We start from the raw sequence: 16,002 nt of genomic DNA on the forward strand, positions 1-16,002 counted from the left end.
ATGCTGCATTCGAGCGCCGAAATACGCCGCCGCATCGATGCCCTTGGCCCGTGGTTCCACAACATGGAGCTGGCGGGCGTCGAAACCGCCCCCGACCATTTCCTCGGCAACTACCCGCTGATCAAATGGCGCAAGTTCGCCGACGCCATTCCTGCCGATCTGTCCGGCAAGGCCGTGCTCGACATAGGCTGCAACGCCGGCTTCTACTCGATCGAGATGAAGCGACGCGGCGCCGGCCGCGTCCTCGGCATCGATTTCGATGAAGCCTATCTGGCGCAGGCGCGCTTCGCCGCCGAAATCGCGGACTGCGACATCGAATTCCAGCTGCTGTCGGTCTACGACGTTGGCGCCTTGCGGGAGAAATTCGACATCGTCCTGTTCATGGGCGTGCTGTATCACCTGCGCCACCCGCTGCTCGCTCTCGATCTGATCCGGGAGCACGTTGCCGGCGACTTGATGATCTTCCAGTCCATGCAGCGGGGCAGCATCGAACTGCCTGCGCTCGATGAGAATTATCCTTTCTGGACCCACGATCTGTTCGACCGGCCGGAGTTTCCGAAGCTGCATTTCGTCGAGCATCGCTATGCCGACGACCCGACCAACTGGTGGATTCCCAATCGCGCCTGCACCGAAGCGATACTGCGCAGCGCCGGCTTCGAGATCGTGCTGCACCCGGAGCAAGAGGTTTATTTCTGCCGCGCCGCCGGTGAGCCGGCCGGCGGCAGCGCCGTCTACCCGTCGAAAGGACAACTTCATGATTGAAGCCGCGATGATCTGGAACGAGCCGAACAACAAATCCCATTGGGATCCCGAACTCGACCCCGACTGGAGCCGCTTCGCCAACATGGCAATACTGGCCGCCGATGCGATCGCATCGGCAAACCCGGCCGTGACCAGGATACTGGGGGGCATTTCGCCGATCGATGCCGATTTCATGGCGCTCATGAAGCAATACGGGGTGCTCGATCATGTCGATGCCGTCGGTGTGCATGGCTTCCCACTCGACTGGAATCTCTGGCAGATTCAGGAATGGCCCCAGAAGATCGGCGAGATTTCGACCGTCACCGATCTTCCCGTGTGGGTCAGCGAAGTTGGTGTGTCGAGCTTCGGGGCGGAGGAGGTCCAGCTCTGGGGTTTGCGTCGGAGCGCCGAACTGCTGCTCGGCAATGCCTCGCGCGTGCAATGGTACAGCCTCTACGATCTTCCGCGCGAATGGGGGGCAACGACGCGTCATCGCGAGGCCGAAGGCTCCTCCTACTATCGCCACTTCTACATGGGCCTGCTCCGCGAAGATGGCACGCCCAAACCCGCGCTCGAGGAATTCCTGCGTTACGCACCCGGGATGGGGCTGGTGCAATGGTTCCACTTTGAAGATCCCCGGCTGGACGACGCCGTCGCCTGGATGAAACGGCTGGGCGTCACCAATCTGCGCACCGGGCTTTCCTGGGCCGACAGTTTCAGGCCGAATGCGCTGGATTGGTACGACCGGCAGATGGAAGCACTTGCCGATTTCGACGTGACCATCACCTTCTGCTTCACGCCGGAGCACCGCGGAGTGATGCCGCACCACACCAGTCCGCCGCTGGTGCCGGAGGAATTTGCGGAGTTTTGCGCGACGATGACCCGCCGCTATGCTCCCGCCATGGCTGCCTCGCCGGTCAGAGCGGTGCGGGCTTCGGCAGCATGAGTGTGTCATGCAACACGCAGCTGACAGGTCCGGACCGCTTGCCGAATTCGCGGCCTTGTTGCTAAGTGCTGCTCCGCACCGCTCGGACGGTGCTGAGATCATGATCGTTGTCGCGCATCCGGACGACGAAACCATCGGCATCGGCGGGCATCTTGCCGGCTTGCGCGGATCTCGCATCGTTCATGTCACCGATGGCGCGCCGCGAGACCTTGAAGACGCGCGAGCATACGGCTTCGAGACGTGGCAGGACTATGCCGAGGCCCGCCATCGGGAGTTGGAGGCGGTGCTGGCGGCAGCGGGATTGCCGTCGACGGCCCTGATCAGCCTCGGTTATCCCGACAAGCAGGCGGCCGGAAATCTTGGCTCGCTCGCACGGGAACTGACCGGCCTTTTGGCCGAGCGCGATGTCAGCTTCGTCTGCACGCATCCTTATGAAGGTGGTCACCCCGATCATGACGCGACCGCCTTTGCCGTCCATGCGGCCTGCCATTTGCTGCGCCGCGACGGACGCCAGGCACCGGCCATCGTCGAAATGGCGTTCTATTCGGCCGGGCCTGAGGGTACGATCCTTCAGGATTTCAACAGTCATTCCGGCAGCGAGCGCATCGAATTGCACCTTACGGAAGCGGCTTTCGAACGGAAGCAGTGCATGCTGGCCTGCCACCGGACACAGCAACGGACGCTGGCGCCGTTCACGGCGCGCATCGAACGTTTCCGGGTGGCGCCTGCCTATGATTTCCTGGCGCTGCCGAACAGCGGCAGGCTTTATTACGAGGCGCTGCCGCTCGGCTTCGAGCCGGCGGTTTGGCTTCACGCCGCGGCCGCTGCGCATGAGGAGCTTGGGCTCGACCGGCCATGACCCTCACCGTCCTGAACGTCGCCTACCCTCTCGCGCCAGTCGGCCCGGATGCGGTTGGCGGTGCCGAGCAGGTGCTGTCGATGCTCGACCAGGCGCTCGTGCGCGCGGGACACGCTTCCATCGTGATCGGTTGCCAGGGCTCGAAAGCGGCGGGCGTGCTCATCGAGACGCCTGCTGAACCAGGTGTGCTCGACGATGCGGCGAAGAAACGGGCACAGCGCTCTCACCGCACCGCGATAGAAGTCGCACGCGCCCGTTGGCCGATCGACGTGGTTCATCTGCACGGCATCGATTTTGATGCCTATCTGCCTGATGATGGCCCGACCCTGGTAAGCCTGCACCTGCCGCTCGACTGGTATCCCACCGATGCCTTGCGCACGGTCCGCGACGATCTATGGCTTCACGCCGTCTCGATGGCCCAACAGAGGACCGCGCCGCCGGGTGCCAGGCTGCTGGCACCCATTCCAAACGGCGTGGATATCGATGCGCTGAGCGGTCGGCAGTTCAAGCGCAACTTCGCGCTGGTGCTCAGCCGCATTTGCCCGGAAAAGGGCATCCACCTGGCACTGGACGCGGCCAAACAGGCTGGCGTGCGGCTGATCATCGGCGGCAAGGTCTACCCTTACGAAACGCACACGCTGTACTTTCGTGACGAAGTCCAGCCGCGCCTCGACCAGCGCCGCCGCTTCCTCGGTCCGCTCGGCTTCGTCGCAAAGCGGCACTTTCTCAACGCCGCCCGCTGCCTGGTCATTCCCAGCCTTGCCGCGGAAACCAGCTCGCTTGTCGCGATGGAGGCTCTCGCCTGCGGCACGCCGGTCGTCGCCTTTCCAAACGGTGCGCTGCCGGATGTGGTCGAACACGGCAAGACGGGCTTTCTGGTCAACGACATCCATGAGATGGCGGAGGCCATCGTCGCAGCCTCCGGCCTGGATGCCGAGACATGCCGGGCCGAGGCGCGGCGGCGCTTTTCGCTCGACCAAATGATTTCGTCTTACATGGACGCCTACCAGGCGCTGGCAGGGCTTGGTGCCGGCCGCAGGCGCCTGGCGGCGGTGCAGTGAGCGGCTTTCATGCTCCGCTCCGAGATCATCGACGATCCGGCCGCCTTTGAGGCGCTGGCGCCGCGCTGGCGGGAGCTGTGGGCGCACAGCCGGACAGCGACGCCGTTCCAAAGCCCCGCCTGGCTGGTGCCGTGGTGGCGCGCATTCGCGCCCGGAGAGCTGGCGACGATCGCCGTCTGGCGAGGCGACGATCTGGTGGGATTGGCACCGCTTTACCTGGAACACGCAACTTGCGGGTCGAGACTGCTTCCGGTTGGGATTTCGTTGAGCGACTACCTGGATGTCCTGTGTTGCCCCGGCATCGAAGCGGCTGTCGCCGCCGTCATCGCCGACCGGGTTCTGGCGATCAATTGGTCGCAATGGATCTTACCGGACCTGCCGGCCGGTGCTGCCGGTCTCACTATCGCGCACCCTGCGCTGGAGGCGGATCAACCCGTCGACCACGCCGCTTGTCCCGTGCTGCCGATCGCTGGCGACAATGCGCTCGCGGTCTGCATTCCGGCGCGGCGAAGACGCCAGTTGCGCCGCGCGCACAATGCCGCACGCCGGCGCGGCTGCGTCTCCATCATACCGGCGCAGGCCGATCTCAAAGCGTTTTTCGATCACCTGATCCGCCTTCACGGCGCGCGTTGGGCCGGGCGCGGCGACGGCGTCCTGGCCGATCCGGCTGCAGAAGAATTCCATCGGCAGGCGCTTCCCATGCTTGCCGCACAGGGTCTTGTCCGATGCTGGCTTGTTGCCATCGACGATGCGGTCGTCGGCGCCTATTACGGATTTCATCATCGCCACCGCGCCTACGCCTACCTTGGCGGTTTTGATCCGGCCTATGCCGAGGAAAGTCCCGGCGCAATCCTGATCGGTCACGCGATTGCCGAAGCGGCTCGTGAAGGGGCGCGGGAGTTCGATTTTCTGCGCGGCCAGGAGAGCTACAAGTATGGCTGGGGGGCCGTCGACCAATGGACAATGCGAAAGGTCTGGACGCGGAGCATGGCTCGATGAGCGCCACCGGACGAAAGCCATCGCCCCAGGCGGCATCGACCGCAAAAATGCTGATCGAGGAGTGCATGGCCGACGGCGCCTGCGTCGACGCCATCATTGCCAGACTGGCGCTGCGCTTCGAGACCGGGGTCGATGCCGCAGAATTGGCCGATGTGGCGCTGGAGATGCGTTCAGCCGACCTGCGAAAACGCGACAGACTGGAGCGGATCGCCGATCTGCTTCGTCACAGGCCTGACATCTTCACCACGCTGCGCCAAACAGGTGCCGCCGTCCGCCACGAACGCGATGAATGGGAAACTGACGCCGCGGTCGTCAGGCGGCTGGCCGCCGGCTTTGATGCCGCGGCGACGATTTCCCAGGCGGCGAGCGTTCAACTGTCTTCGCTGGGAGACGAGGAGAAACTCACCGCCGCCACCGACGAGATCGTCGCATGGTTGCAGCGGCAAGGCTTCACCGGCCGCGACCAGGACATACTGGACATTGGTTGTGGCATCGGCCGCTTCGAAAGCGCGCTCTCGGATGCCGCGCACCGGATCGTCGGCATCGACATATCCCTGGAGATGATTTCGGTCGCTCGTCGGCGATGTGCCGGGCTGCGCAATGTGGATCTGCGGCAGACCTTTGGTCTCGATCTCGCCGATTTTACCAACGCAAGCTTCGATTGCGTGCTGGCTGTCGACAGCTTCCCCTATCTGGTGCTGGCTGGCCTGGCGGAGCGGTATTTCGAGGAAATTGCGCGTGTTCTGAAACCGTCAGGCGTGGCAGCACTTCTGAATTACTCCTATCGCGGATCGACGGCGCTGGATCGTGCCGATGTTCACCGCCTCGCCGAAGCCCATGGCATGCAGGTCGTGGCTGACGGCGCGAAGCCGTTCCGGCTGTGGGACGGCAATGCCTTTCTTCTTGTGGCATCCGAGGGAACATTACGGCGCAATGATTGTTCGGGAGTCAAAGAGACGAGGGCGTCAATGAGACACGCGCACCAAACAGACAGGGCACCTGTGAGTGCCGACAATCCGAAGGAGGACTAGAAGGCATCCGGCGGCAAGATAGACATCACCTCTGCCGTCAAGATAAAGGCTCCGGCGGCCGGCGCGATGACCGATTTGGCCAAGGACAAGGTCAAGGAAACGCGGCTTTGCTTTGTCCAGCAGAGCCTGAGAAGCAGCACACCGAGCAACGCCGGCTCGATGGCAATCGGATCAACTCCGATCAGTATCACGCCGCAGATCGTCTCTCCCAAGACTGACTGCTGCAACCGCAAACGCCAATCATGACCAGTGGCCAGTCGAGGTCACGAGAGTCGAAATGTCGAGCGCACCCGGCAACAGCGCCGGGAAGACCCGAGGGGAAAGCATAGGCTTCCCCGACGAGATCGGCAGCTTCGATACAATGCTGTGCAAAGGACGGGCTGTGCAAGGGACGGCGCTGACTGTGAGGCCGCGCGAATCCTTGCAAACTCTGATTGCCGTCACCACACTGGTGAAGGGACTGATTCGTTAAGAGAACACTATGTCTCGCTCGAGCGACGATAGCATCAGCCCGAAACTCCGGCTGGCAATAGACCGGAAGATTGCATCTCTGCTGACTGCTATCGAGCAGGAAAAGGTCCCCGACCAGCTGACCGACCTTGCGGTTCAATTGCAGAATGCGCTTGTCGAGAAGCGTCGATGCAAAGCAAAGAAACAGGACTAGCTATCGGCGCCTGTCGACTGCGAAGTTTCCCTGTGCTGCTGACAGGTGATTGCGTCGTTCCACCAATGTCTGCAAGGAACTTTCGCCGAGGTATTCCAGCACGCTGGCACGCGCTCGGTTAAGGCGGCTTTTTACCGTTCCAACCGCGCAACCGCATATTTCGGCAGTTTCTTCATAGCTGACGCCAAGGACCCCGATCAGCATCAGGACCTCGCGCTGATGCTCCGGCAACCTCTGGACCGCGTTGGAGACTTCCTTGCTCTGAACGGACCACTCCTGCGTCGCTTCCGTAATCGGGATTGCGGAGGCGCAGTCGAGCAGGCCTGGCTTTTCCCTGTCGGCGGCCTTGATGCGCGTATAATAGCTATTGCGCATGATGGTGAAGAGCCATGACTTCATACGCGTTCCAGGCTCAAATTTGTCGATGTTGGCGAGCCCTTTGGTCAATGTCTCCTGGACCAGGTCGTCGGCATCGTCGGGAACCCGGCAGAAGGTGCGGGCGAAGGCTCGCAAGGCAGGTATCAGGTCAACGATGGAAACGTCGTCCGTTTCCTGGTTGGCCAAGGGGTAGCCCCTGGAGGACAATGGTCCAGCTCCCAGCAAGAAAGAGTTGATGAACGCAGACCTAGCTAAATGCATGAAGGTTTGGATCGTTCCGGACATCGAAATTAGGTGCTGGAAAATCTCGGATTGGGCGGGCGGCCGTCTATGACCGGTCGTTGTTCTTGGCCGCCTCTTCCCGCTGCTTTTTCAGGACTTCGTCAGTCCCGACCAGCTTTTTCGCCCCGCCGGATATCGCTGTTGACACCACCGCCGGCGGGTCGCTCGCGGGAAAAGAATCCTCAAGCCCGGCCTGCAACTGGTCTTCCAGGGTCTTCGGCTCTTCCGACCGACCAGGCGTCCTTCGGGCTTCTGCTCCCTCCAGCGGCTGTTTCATGTCAGGCGAACTACTGACCTCGCGAACGCAGGCGTAAAGCTGTTCGATGGCAAATTCCTTCATTGTCTCGAAATCGGCCCTCTCATCGCGCATTGCCTCGATCTTATCGACCATGGTCTTCTCGAACCGGTCAAGGCTATCGCGTCCGCAAGCCTGGCAAAGACGCAACAATGCTTCGTGGAGTACTTTCGGACCAAAATAAGCAGACGCCTCGAGCTTGAGCCGCTGCAGATGCTCTGGAGTCACCGCCTGAAGTTTTGACATATGCAGCCCCTTTCGCCTGCCGAGCATATCAACGGCGTTGGTCGGCAGATGTTCCAATCACCCGCAACCGGGCTCGCTAAACGGGTCGCTCGGCCACTCAACGCCATGCCGAACGCCAACGCCAACGATAGCGGGCTCTCTCACCTGGCATCTGCGCAATGTCTTTGACCCATTGGTCTTCTTGAAGATTCCGGTTCAAGCTAATTCAAGCCTGGCAATGGCCAGTCGGCCACGCCGGTTCAAGAATCCCGGACGGCAAGGCACTACCTGCATCTTGCGAGCGGAGCCTGGCGATCTTCGCCTGGGCTCCGCAAGCCTGTCACCACCAGGAATCAGGCGGCGGCTTGGAGGGCACGTTGGTTGACACCACCCTCGCCCAACCCGGTCAGCGCTTCGTCTGTCGCGACCTCTTCCTTGAGCGTTGCCTTGAGAAGGGCGGCGACGTCGGCCTTTCCCATCTGTTCCGCCCAGGCGACAAGAGTGCCGTACCGGGCGATCTCGTAATGTTCGACGGCTTGCGCCGCTGCGACCAGTCCGGCATCGAGCGCAGGAGCACCGTCATAGTCTTCGAGGATCTCGGAGCCTTCTTCAATGATGCCGTCGATCGCCGGGCAGGTCTTGCCGCGTGCCGCCTTGCCAAATTTCTCGAACACCTCCTCGAGCCGGTCGACGTGAACTTCCGTCTCCATGCGATGTTTTTCGAAGGCAGCAGTCACTTTTTCCGACTCCGCGCTTTTGGCCATTTTCGGCAGCGCCCTCAGTATTTTCTTTTCGGCGTAGTAAAGATCTTTCAGCCCGTCGAGGAACAGGTCCTCAAGGCCCTTGGTTGTCGCTTTCGCGGCTTTTTTCGCAGTTGCCATGGTCGTCTCCCGCTGAGGTTTGGAGCTAGCCTCCCTAACTGGGAAGGCGACCGATAACCCCGCCGGCCGGCAACAAGTTCCCTGATGATTCGAGCCGCTGGAAATTTTTCGCCTCAGGCCGCGCAGGTGCTGCAAGGCTTACGCTGGCGAGACGGCGGTGCGAGCAAATGGCTTCGCCAGCAATCGGCTCAATCGATCCGCTTGATACGGCCCTTGTCGAGACGGAACACTCCATCCTGGCCGCCCTGCCTCTCAAAATCGGTAAGCAGATCGTCCCAGGTCCCGAGGAATTCGCCACAGTCATCGCAAAAGATCCGGTCGTCAGGACCGGCGTCGGCCGGAATCCTCAGCCTTATCGTCAAGCAATAAGGGCATTCCAACTGGTGGTTAAGATACTGTGTGGTCATCGACGACAGCAAGAATGCACTGGAAACGTCGCCCCTGCAACCTGCTCGCGCCGGGGCAGGACGCTTGCATTGATTATATGCCGTCTTTGGTCGGAGGCCAGCCAGACTGGGCAGTCGGCGGAATGTTGTCGGAAGTCACCTCACCCCGCTTGAGTTTTCGAATGGCCTCATTGGCTTCGAATTCATCGAGGCCGGAAAGCGGCATGCCGTCAACCACGACGGCTTCCTCACTCTCGTCGTCGTAGACTTCCCACAGCCCGTCCGAATTCTGTCGTTTGTTGTAGATGGTTGGCATGGCCGCTCCCCTAGATACCGCTATTGAACGCGTGCTACCCACTCCAGAGCCTGGGTCTTTTCGTCCGCCGGGAACACCCGCGCCTCGATCTGCGGGAACAGTGCGCCCGTCATTTCGGTAGCTGCCTTGATCCACTGTTTTTCGGACACCACTGCGGCACGCTGGAAGCGGTGGAGTTCGCCAAGTTTGCTCAAGCCGTACTGCAGATCGCGGCGCAACGCGTCGCCCGTCATGTCCTCCAGATCGGTAAGGTCGGCCAGGATGCCGATCTCTTCATGTTCGCTCAGTTTCTCTTCGATGGTCGGGATGATCTTGTCGTAGTCCTCCGCGGTCACGGTACCGGCAACGCGAAATGCGGCGACATTCTCAGGAGCAGAAATAACCTCGATCACTTTTTCCTCCTTCGGATTGGTTTTCGGGATCATGCCGAACAACTCAAGCCGCCGACGGATGTTCCCTGGTCCTAAGCGTTTTTAGACACTAAACCACCGCTTTCCTTGGCGGCTCCCGGGTCGCATTCGTGACGACGGTATAGCGCGTGATCGGACCCTCATCGGGGTCTTCTCCCTGAAAGTGAACGTCGGCGTTGTCAGGCAACCGGCTGGTATTGCCGAACGTCTTGACCGCGGACGCACGCACCAGTTGGATGTCCGGGTCCTGCTTCATGATCTTTATTGCCGCAAGCTCGGCCGTGCTGCTGCCGCCAATGCGCCAGCTGGCCTCGAGCACACCGGATCGCCAGATACCCGACGAATCGACACCCTGGCCGATATCGTAGTTACGCCGCGAGGCGAAAAATCCAGGATACTCAGCCATCGCCGCGTCATAGGCCCTCGCCTGCGCAATTGCCGAACCCAGTGCGCGGGGAAGCTGAAGGTCTTCGAGAGCTTCCCATCCGCCGCGCACGACAATGAGGTCCGACCCGCCATAAACGGATTGTCCCGCATTATCAGTCGTCGTCGTTTGAGTGCCGTAGTAGGCGACCATGGTTTCGTCGATCTCGGTTCTGCCAACACTCAAAGTGACGACGTCACGAAGGTCAGCTTCGAGCACCAGACCGTACTCGTTCAAGTCGGGGGAGCGGTATCGCTCGAGCAGTCTCTCGACGTCAGCAACCGTGCGAACGATGTGCTGGTCCTGGCCTCGCGAGGCAAGCGGTGGCTTGAGCCGGGCCAGCCCATGCCTCAGCAGGCGTTGCGCTGCTCGCAGCGCATCGTGCCGCGAAAACACGGTGTAGCCAGGCAATACTGCGGCGGCGACAGTTCTGCCGAAGCCGGTTGACCATTCCTTCGGTCGTTCGGCCAGGTCGTCGACCAGTTCGTGGGTTATGGCCTTGGTGGTCGCGAATCGCCAAGGCACCACGCCGCCGAAGAGGTCTTGCGGCCCGTTGATACCCAGCCGTGCCGCATCGCTGGCAAGCAAGCTGTCGTCCGGCACGAAGTACAAGCGCCCGCCATTGCCGCTGCTGTGGCCTAGACCCTGCCGGAAGGCAAACCCCTTGAGGGTGGCAATGGTGCGGGCGACGGCAGCTATGGCTTCCCGCTCGTGAGCGTAGAGAGGCTCGCAGCCCGGCTCGGAGAATGCGATCACGGTGCCTTTTGGCTGGCTCGGCTGAGTGCCTCTGTGCTCGGTCATATCGGTCGTTCCGGTGCTTCCTCGTTATGGGCATTGGGCGCCGATGTTGCGGTCCTACGCGCCCTGTCCCCGGGAGAACGCAGCAGATGGCAGAACGTTCAGCCCGGATTGGCAGGCTCGCCGCGCGGGCGCAGACGCTGGTATCCAGCCGTGACCTTGGAGCGCGCTGCGGTGCAGAACCTTTGATCGCCGACGGACAGCGCCCCCCTCTGTCCTGCCGGACATCTCCCTCACACGGGGGGAGATCGGCAGCTTCGCGGACAGCGTCCCTTTTTTGCACGGTTGGTGGTTGGCGAAATCAGTGATGAAGGCCAATCTCCCCCCTCGTGGGGGAGATGTCCGGCAGGACAGAGGGGGGGGCGCGAAGGATCGCTGCGGAGCGCTTTTATTCTGACCCGCTGCATTCTTCGGCTGACGTCACGGAATGGATCCCAGGGTCTGCGCGCGTCGCTTCGCTCCTTGCTCCGCCCTGGGATGACGAAGTGGAGGGGTGCCGCCGTCGGCTTGCAAGGATGGCGGAAAGGGTGACCGGGCGGAAATCCCAGCTGTCGACGCCGGCGTCGTACTGGCGTGTGACCGGGCTCAGCCTGCCGTGGGAATGGCCATGCAGATTGATCGATTTCTTGCCGATCTGATTCCAGGTGCGAAAAGGATAGTGGCAAAGGATCAGCAACCTGCCGTCTATCGTCAGTTCCTTGTAATGCTGTGTGCTGGCCCAACCCGCAGCCTCTATGGTCGCCGCGCCATCGTTGTTGCCGATAATAAGATGCTTCTCGCCATGAAGAGACGACAGCAGCGATGCAACGAATTCGGCCGATCCCTTGGCAAAGTCGCCGAGATGCCAGATCTGGTCACTCGGGCTGACGGTTTCGTTCCAGAGCGAAATCAGCGCTCGATCGTGTTCGGCCAGCGAGCCGAACGGGCGGCGATCGATGCGCAGAATGCGGGGATCGCTGAAATGTGTGTCGGCCGTGAAATAGATCATGGTCGTTCACAGCCTTTGCGGACGTTGTCCGAACCTCGCCTTCCCGCAATTAACATTTGAGGTGGCCAACAAGATCAGACGCGGCTAACATACTCCTCGCTTTGGAGAGTGTCGTGCGCACGAGACGTTTCAGAAAGCCAATTGTCGTTCAACCCGGTCGGATCGATCGTGACAGGGTTGTCTTGTCTGTCTCCGATGCGGCTGAAGTGCTGCTGAAGGACTGGCCGACGCCAGCGTCCAAGACGCGACTGGCTGCAATCGCAGCCTGCCTTGCTGTTATCCGCGGCGAAAAGCCGCCAAGGGTCGCACGCCAGGCGTTCATCGTCGCGGCCAAGGACGCGAGGATCCTGCTCGGCGAACAAATCTAGCCCCGTCAGGCAGAGCCTTGTCAGGCCATCCGATCTCTTCCTTGACCTGCTCCTGCAGATCGTCACGCGCGCTTCGCCTTGCCAGGCGCTGAGGTCGAGTTGCTCAGACAATCGCTCGATCCCAACCGCCATAGTGCTGGTCACTGCGCGTGCCGCGCGGCAGGCTGAGCACGATCAGCGCCAGACCGATCGCAACGTCCGCCACCATCGCCGGGGTTTCACCGCCGGCAAGCACGAAGGGGGACACCGCGACCCATGCGCCAAGCACGACATTGAGGAAGCGTAGCGGCCGGACCACTTCGGCCATGGCCGTGACTGCGACCATGATAATGAGACAGCCGACGACATGATCGCTGAAGTAAAGCGGTGGCTGCGTGCCGAAGATCAATGGCGTGGTCATCAGCAAGGCGCCGAGCAGCGTACTTGCTGCCAGCGTCCACGGGAAGTTGACGCCGCCGGTGACAAATTCCTTCAGCACCTCGAAAACCGGACGGTCGAGATCGGCGCCAGGCGTCTGGTTCTCCGACAGCGCCGGTCCGCCCATCCAGAAGGTACGCCAGAACGGCTCGCCTGCCCTCGTGGCGCCCCAGAGATACTGGATGGTCGCCAGCACCTCGTCGACGGAGTAAGGGATCAGCACCACCGTGACGGCGGCCTGGAGAATGCAGAGCGTGCACAGCGCGCCAATCAGCGGTGGCTGGATGATGATGAAGGACACACTGACCACGCCAAGCGGAACGATCAGCAGGCCGAACAGGAGCACCATCCACGGCATGGTGCGCCAGCGCCGTCGGTCGCCGATCGCACCGGCGAGGATATCGAGGCAATAGGCGAAGGCGCCGAGCCCGGCATCGGCGACTGGAAAACCCTTCGAGACCCATGACGTCACCACCGCCTCGCTGCCGTTGCGCACCGGCGCGCCGCCGGGGCCGAAGAACGGATCCCACAGCCCATCCGCGTGGCCCATTTGGAAGGCGGCGAGATAGCGCGAGACGAACAGGCCGACGAAGGCCAGCGCCACGATCGGTATCCGCTGCGTGAAGGTCGATGGCGAATAGGTCCAGCCCAGCGGAATGTCGTCGTCGGCCGCCAGCGCGCGGCGGCTGATGCCAGGGGTCGGCGGGATCATCACCGCAAAGGCGACGATCAGCATGCCGACGAGCGTGTCGATGGCATAGGCGGCGGCGCTGGTCGTCCAGAACAGCAACGGCGCCAGCATCACCCAAACGCCGAGCGACGCCGTGATCCACTGCACCCAGCGCCAGCGTCGGGACATGCCCATCAACGCAAAGGCCGTCACCAGCAGGCCGGAAACGATCTCGCTGACGCCGAGGCCTGCGTTGCGCAATTGCGGCTCCGCGACAGCGTGCCCCAGAGCGGGTGGCATTGCGGCTGTGACGGGATCGAACAGGCCAATTGTCATTGGCGAGGTGACCAGCCACAGCCCAAGCGCAGCGTTGGTCATCGGCGCCCAGAGCGTCCTCGACCGATGCCGTTTTATCGCCGCTTCGACCTCTTCCTTGTTTCGCTCGAGCGGTCCCTTGAGGCGCCTTTCGGCCTGCTCGATCTCGGGGTCAGAAGCCGCGACAACGGGCGGATCGAGCTTGTTGGCCGCATACCAGTCCGTGGGGTCCTGCTTCAGCCGGCGGATCATCTCCGGTAGAGTGTCCAGCAGATTGTGTTTGGGCGCCCAGCCCAGCAGGGTTTTGGCCCGCGAAATGTCGATCTCGTAATGATCGTCCGAGTTCTCGATCATCCACGGTTTGATGTCGGTGTCCTGGTCGAGCACCTCCGTCTGCACCCACGCGCCGAGCTTCGTCAGTTGCTTCGGCAGCGCCAGGGTGCGCCAGTCCTCGCCATGGATGAGCCGGCCGATGCGCTTCTGCATCTCCTCGTATGACGGTGTGTCTTCTTCGCCGATCAGAAGCACGGTCTCGGCCGGAAGTTCGGCGCGCCGGTCGACGGTGCGCACCACTGCATCGACGAGATCGTCCTTGTGCAGATAGGGCTGGCCGGCGGTGATATCGCCGGCGAACAGAGACGCGGTCGGCAAGCGTTCGAAGATGCGGGCGATCTGCTGGGCAATAAAGGCGGCCCGGCAGTCTTCGTCATAGACGCCGGCGAGCCGCAGGGTCACCGTCTTGATCTGGCCGCGCTCCCGCGAAATCAGCGCCTCGGTTTCGGCTTTCGATCTTGGGTAGGCCCAGGCCGGGTCAAGCGGCGAGTCCTCATTGATTTTCGCGCCCTTCTCCGGGCTTGGCGCATGGACGAGAAGCGTGCTGGAGAACACGAACTGTTCGCTCTCGACCGCCGTCAGCGCCTTCAGCAGCCGGCGCGTGCCCTGCACGGTGACGGCGTCATATTTTGGGTTGTCCTCGCCGGTCGTGTCATAATAGGCGGCAAGATGGACGACCGAAGCGATGCGGCCGCCGCTGCGCTCCCGTGCCGCCTGCACAGCCCTGCTCACGCCCTCATCGGAGGTGAGATCGATCTCGATCGTCTCCATGCCGGCGGGGGCATGCTTGGGTTTTGCGACGTCGAGGCCGATGACGCGATAGCGGTCGATCAAGCCTCGCGCGATCGCCTGCCCCAGGAAGCCGCTGCTGCCGGTGACAAGAACCGTCGGAAGGGTCGTGCCGTGATTTGCCATGGCTCAGGCCCGACCGTGTTGGAAGAGCGGCCCGATGGCGCGATGCGCTTTGGCCTTGCTCGGCTCGCCCGGCAACTTGGAACTGGATTCATTTTGTTTCTCGCGCTTTGACCTGCCCAGGATCATTGCCTCGGCCTTTCCGGAGGCGCGAGATGATCGAGGAACCATCGCGTGGCGTGCCTGATCACTTCATCCATTGTGCCCGGCTCCTCGAAGAGGTGGCCGGCACCGTCGATAATGATCAACTGTTTCTCGCCCTTCAGCGCTGCAAGGGCCCGCTGGTTCATCCCGATCACCGGCCCGTCCAGGCTGCCGACCAGAAGCAGTGTCGGGGCACGCACGGCCGGCAACACGTCCATCGCCAGATCGGGCCGGCCGCCGCGCGAGACGACAGCCGCGATAGCTGCATCCGGGCGTGCGGCGGCCGCCAGCGCGGCTGCGGCGCCAGTGCTTGCCCCGAAATAGAGCGGAACAAGCCTTCTGGTACGGGCTTCGGCAGCCGCCCAATGCGTGGCCAGCGCGAGCCGCGATGCGAGCAGGTCAATGTCGAAGACGTTTCGCCTGTCGCCTTCCTCGATCGACGTCAACAGGTCGACGAGAAGGGTCGCCAGTCCGGCCTGCCGAAGTGCAGCGGCCACGTGATTGTTGCGCGGACTGAGCCGTCCACTTCCGCTGCCATGAGCGAAGATGACGATGCCTTGCGCACCGTGCGGCACGCCCAGCAGCCCGACGAGCCCGCCGGGCTCGATCCTGACCTCCTCGACCTCTGTCATGGCGGTTGCCGGCATCGTTACACTCCAAAGGGAGGATCGCAGCAGAGGAACTGCGCCTCGCGCCCACTCAGTGCGTTAAACACTGGCATGGCGGAAATGTTTCCGGGGAAGGTCAGAAAAAATATGGCCTCCATCCGGAGCGACGCGGCGCAGACCTTGGGATGCATGCCGTTACCTCAGCCGAGGAATGCAGCGGACCAGAACAAAAGCGCTCCGTAGCGATCCTTCGCGCCCCCCTCTGTCCTGCCCTCTTTGCCCAAGACTCGGCATCTCCCCCACGAGGGGGGAGATCGGCAGCTTCGAGGCAGCGTCCTTTTTGCAAGGTTGGTGGTTGGCGAAATCATTGATGAAGGCCGATCTCCCCCCAAGTGGGGGAGATTTCCGGCAGGACAGAGGGGGGCGCCTCGCTCCGCCATCAAAGGTTCTGCACCGTCATGACGCTCTGATGTCACGGCATGATGGGGTGGACGGCGCCCGACGGCATCGGATGTGCCAGAGTGAGGTCGTCAGATCTCAAACAAGGGAGC

General features: G+C 62.2%; 19 protein-coding genes. 8 read left to right on the forward strand and 11 right to left on the reverse strand.

The window, feature by feature from the left end; genetic code table 11:
- From AC0L2R_RS29685 to AC0L2R_RS29710, 6 genes are read left to right on the forward strand one after another with little or no spacing between them, the layout of a single operon-like run.
- Positions 1–762 (forward strand): TIGR04290 family methyltransferase, encoded by a 762-nt coding sequence (locus AC0L2R_RS29685; protein WP_473513129.1) that lies wholly within the window; start codon positions 1–3, stop codon positions 760–762.
- On the forward strand, positions 755–1,687 hold the full coding sequence (locus AC0L2R_RS29690) for a glycoside hydrolase 5 family protein (protein WP_287217076.1): 933 nt from the start codon (positions 755–757) through the stop codon (positions 1,685–1,687). Before AC0L2R_RS29685 ends, AC0L2R_RS29690 begins: the two co-directional genes overlap by 8 nt.
- 7 nt (positions 1,688–1,694) lie before the next feature.
- Positions 1,695–2,546 (forward strand): PIG-L deacetylase family protein, encoded by an 852-nt coding sequence (locus AC0L2R_RS29695; protein ID WP_473513130.1) that lies wholly within the window; start codon positions 1,695–1,697, stop codon positions 2,544–2,546.
- Positions 2,543–3,607, forward strand: a complete 1,065-nt coding sequence (locus AC0L2R_RS29700; protein ID WP_473513131.1) for a glycosyltransferase — start codon at positions 2,543–2,545, stop codon at positions 3,605–3,607. The genes AC0L2R_RS29695 and AC0L2R_RS29700 overlap by 4 nt, the downstream gene beginning before the upstream one ends.
- Positions 3,608–3,616: 9 nt before the next feature.
- A complete protein-coding gene (locus AC0L2R_RS29705) occupies positions 3,617–4,606 on the forward strand; it encodes a GNAT family N-acetyltransferase (RefSeq protein WP_473513133.1) in 990 nt (329 codons plus the stop codon).
- Positions 4,564–5,637 carry a class I SAM-dependent methyltransferase gene (locus tag AC0L2R_RS29710; RefSeq protein WP_473513134.1) on the forward strand — a complete coding sequence of 358 codons (1,074 nt, stop codon included), beginning with the start codon at positions 4,564–4,566 and terminating at the stop codon, positions 5,635–5,637. The genes AC0L2R_RS29705 and AC0L2R_RS29710 overlap by 43 nt, the downstream gene beginning before the upstream one ends.
- Here AC0L2R_RS29710 and AC0L2R_RS29715 read toward each other — a convergent pair.
- Positions 5,634–5,849 carry a hypothetical protein gene (locus tag AC0L2R_RS29715; protein ID WP_473513135.1) on the reverse strand — a complete coding sequence of 72 codons (216 nt, stop codon included), beginning with the start codon at positions 5,847–5,849 and terminating at the stop codon, positions 5,634–5,636. The genes AC0L2R_RS29710 and AC0L2R_RS29715 overlap by 4 nt on opposite strands.
- 269 nt (positions 5,850–6,118) lie before the next feature.
- Between AC0L2R_RS29715 and AC0L2R_RS29720 the strand changes: the two genes are divergently transcribed.
- Positions 6,119–6,301, forward strand: coding sequence for a hypothetical protein (locus AC0L2R_RS29720; RefSeq protein WP_023801247.1), 183 nt, complete (start codon positions 6,119–6,121; stop codon positions 6,299–6,301).
- Here AC0L2R_RS29720 and AC0L2R_RS29725 read toward each other — a convergent pair whose 3' ends face one another.
- The 8 genes from AC0L2R_RS29725 to AC0L2R_RS29760 all read right to left on the reverse strand — a co-directional run bounded on the left by AC0L2R_RS29725 (position 6,302) and on the right by AC0L2R_RS29760 (position 11,684).
- Positions 6,302–6,865: a sigma-70 family RNA polymerase sigma factor gene (locus AC0L2R_RS29725; protein ID WP_027153520.1), complete on the reverse strand. Its 564-nt coding sequence runs from the start codon at positions 6,863–6,865 to the stop codon at positions 6,302–6,304.
- A 142-nt stretch (positions 6,866–7,007) separates the two neighbouring features.
- The gene (locus AC0L2R_RS29730) at positions 7,008–7,559 is read right to left on the reverse strand and encodes a hypothetical protein (protein ID WP_245268651.1); all 552 of its coding nucleotides are present in this window, start codon (positions 7,557–7,559) and stop codon (positions 7,008–7,010) included.
- 275 nt (positions 7,560–7,834) lie between these two features.
- Positions 7,835–8,362 carry a YciE/YciF ferroxidase family protein gene (locus AC0L2R_RS29735; RefSeq protein WP_023799488.1) on the reverse strand — a complete coding sequence of 176 codons (528 nt, stop codon included), beginning with the start codon at positions 8,360–8,362 and terminating at the stop codon, positions 7,835–7,837.
- Positions 8,363–8,550: 188 nt separating this feature from the next.
- Complete coding sequence (locus tag AC0L2R_RS29740; RefSeq protein ID WP_245268652.1) at positions 8,551–8,724, reverse strand: hypothetical protein; 174 nt, start codon at positions 8,722–8,724, stop codon at positions 8,551–8,553.
- Between the two features lie 118 nt (positions 8,725–8,842).
- The gene (locus AC0L2R_RS29745; protein WP_473513137.1) at positions 8,843–9,064 is read right to left on the reverse strand and encodes a hypothetical protein; all 222 of its coding nucleotides are present in this window, start codon (positions 9,062–9,064) and stop codon (positions 8,843–8,845) included.
- A gap of 20 nt (positions 9,065–9,084) precedes the next feature.
- Entirely contained in the window at positions 9,085–9,489 is a 405-nt protein-coding gene (locus tag AC0L2R_RS29750; RefSeq protein WP_139172476.1) for a SpoIIAA family protein, read from the reverse strand.
- Positions 9,490–9,544: 55 nt separating this feature from the next.
- On the reverse strand, positions 9,545–10,699 hold the full coding sequence (locus tag AC0L2R_RS29755; protein ID WP_473513138.1) for a DUF3182 family protein: 1,155 nt from the start codon (positions 10,697–10,699) through the stop codon (positions 9,545–9,547).
- 385 nt (positions 10,700–11,084) lie between these two features.
- Complete coding sequence (locus AC0L2R_RS29760) at positions 11,085–11,684, reverse strand: metallophosphoesterase family protein (protein WP_473513140.1); 600 nt, start codon at positions 11,682–11,684, stop codon at positions 11,085–11,087.
- Between the two features lie 113 nt (positions 11,685–11,797).
- Here AC0L2R_RS29760 and AC0L2R_RS29765 point away from each other — a divergent pair, with 113 nt between their 5' ends.
- Complete coding sequence (locus tag AC0L2R_RS29765) at positions 11,798–12,052, forward strand: DUF982 domain-containing protein (RefSeq protein ID WP_091590175.1); 255 nt, start codon at positions 11,798–11,800, stop codon at positions 12,050–12,052.
- Positions 12,053–12,155: 103 nt separating this feature from the next.
- Here the strand turns inward: AC0L2R_RS29765 and AC0L2R_RS29770 are convergent, their stop codons facing one another.
- Both AC0L2R_RS29770 and AC0L2R_RS29775 read right to left on the reverse strand, forming a co-directional pair.
- Entirely contained in the window at positions 12,156–14,702 is a 2,547-nt protein-coding gene (locus AC0L2R_RS29770) for an NAD-dependent epimerase/dehydratase family protein (protein ID WP_473513141.1), read from the reverse strand.
- 122 nt (positions 14,703–14,824) lie between these two features.
- Positions 14,825–15,490 carry a dienelactone hydrolase family protein gene (locus tag AC0L2R_RS29775; protein ID WP_473513142.1) on the reverse strand — a complete coding sequence of 222 codons (666 nt, stop codon included), beginning with the start codon at positions 15,488–15,490 and terminating at the stop codon, positions 14,825–14,827.
- Between the last annotated feature and the right edge of the window lie 512 nt (positions 15,491–16,002).

It is taken from the genome of Mesorhizobium sp. WSM4820 (genome assembly GCF_055811075.1).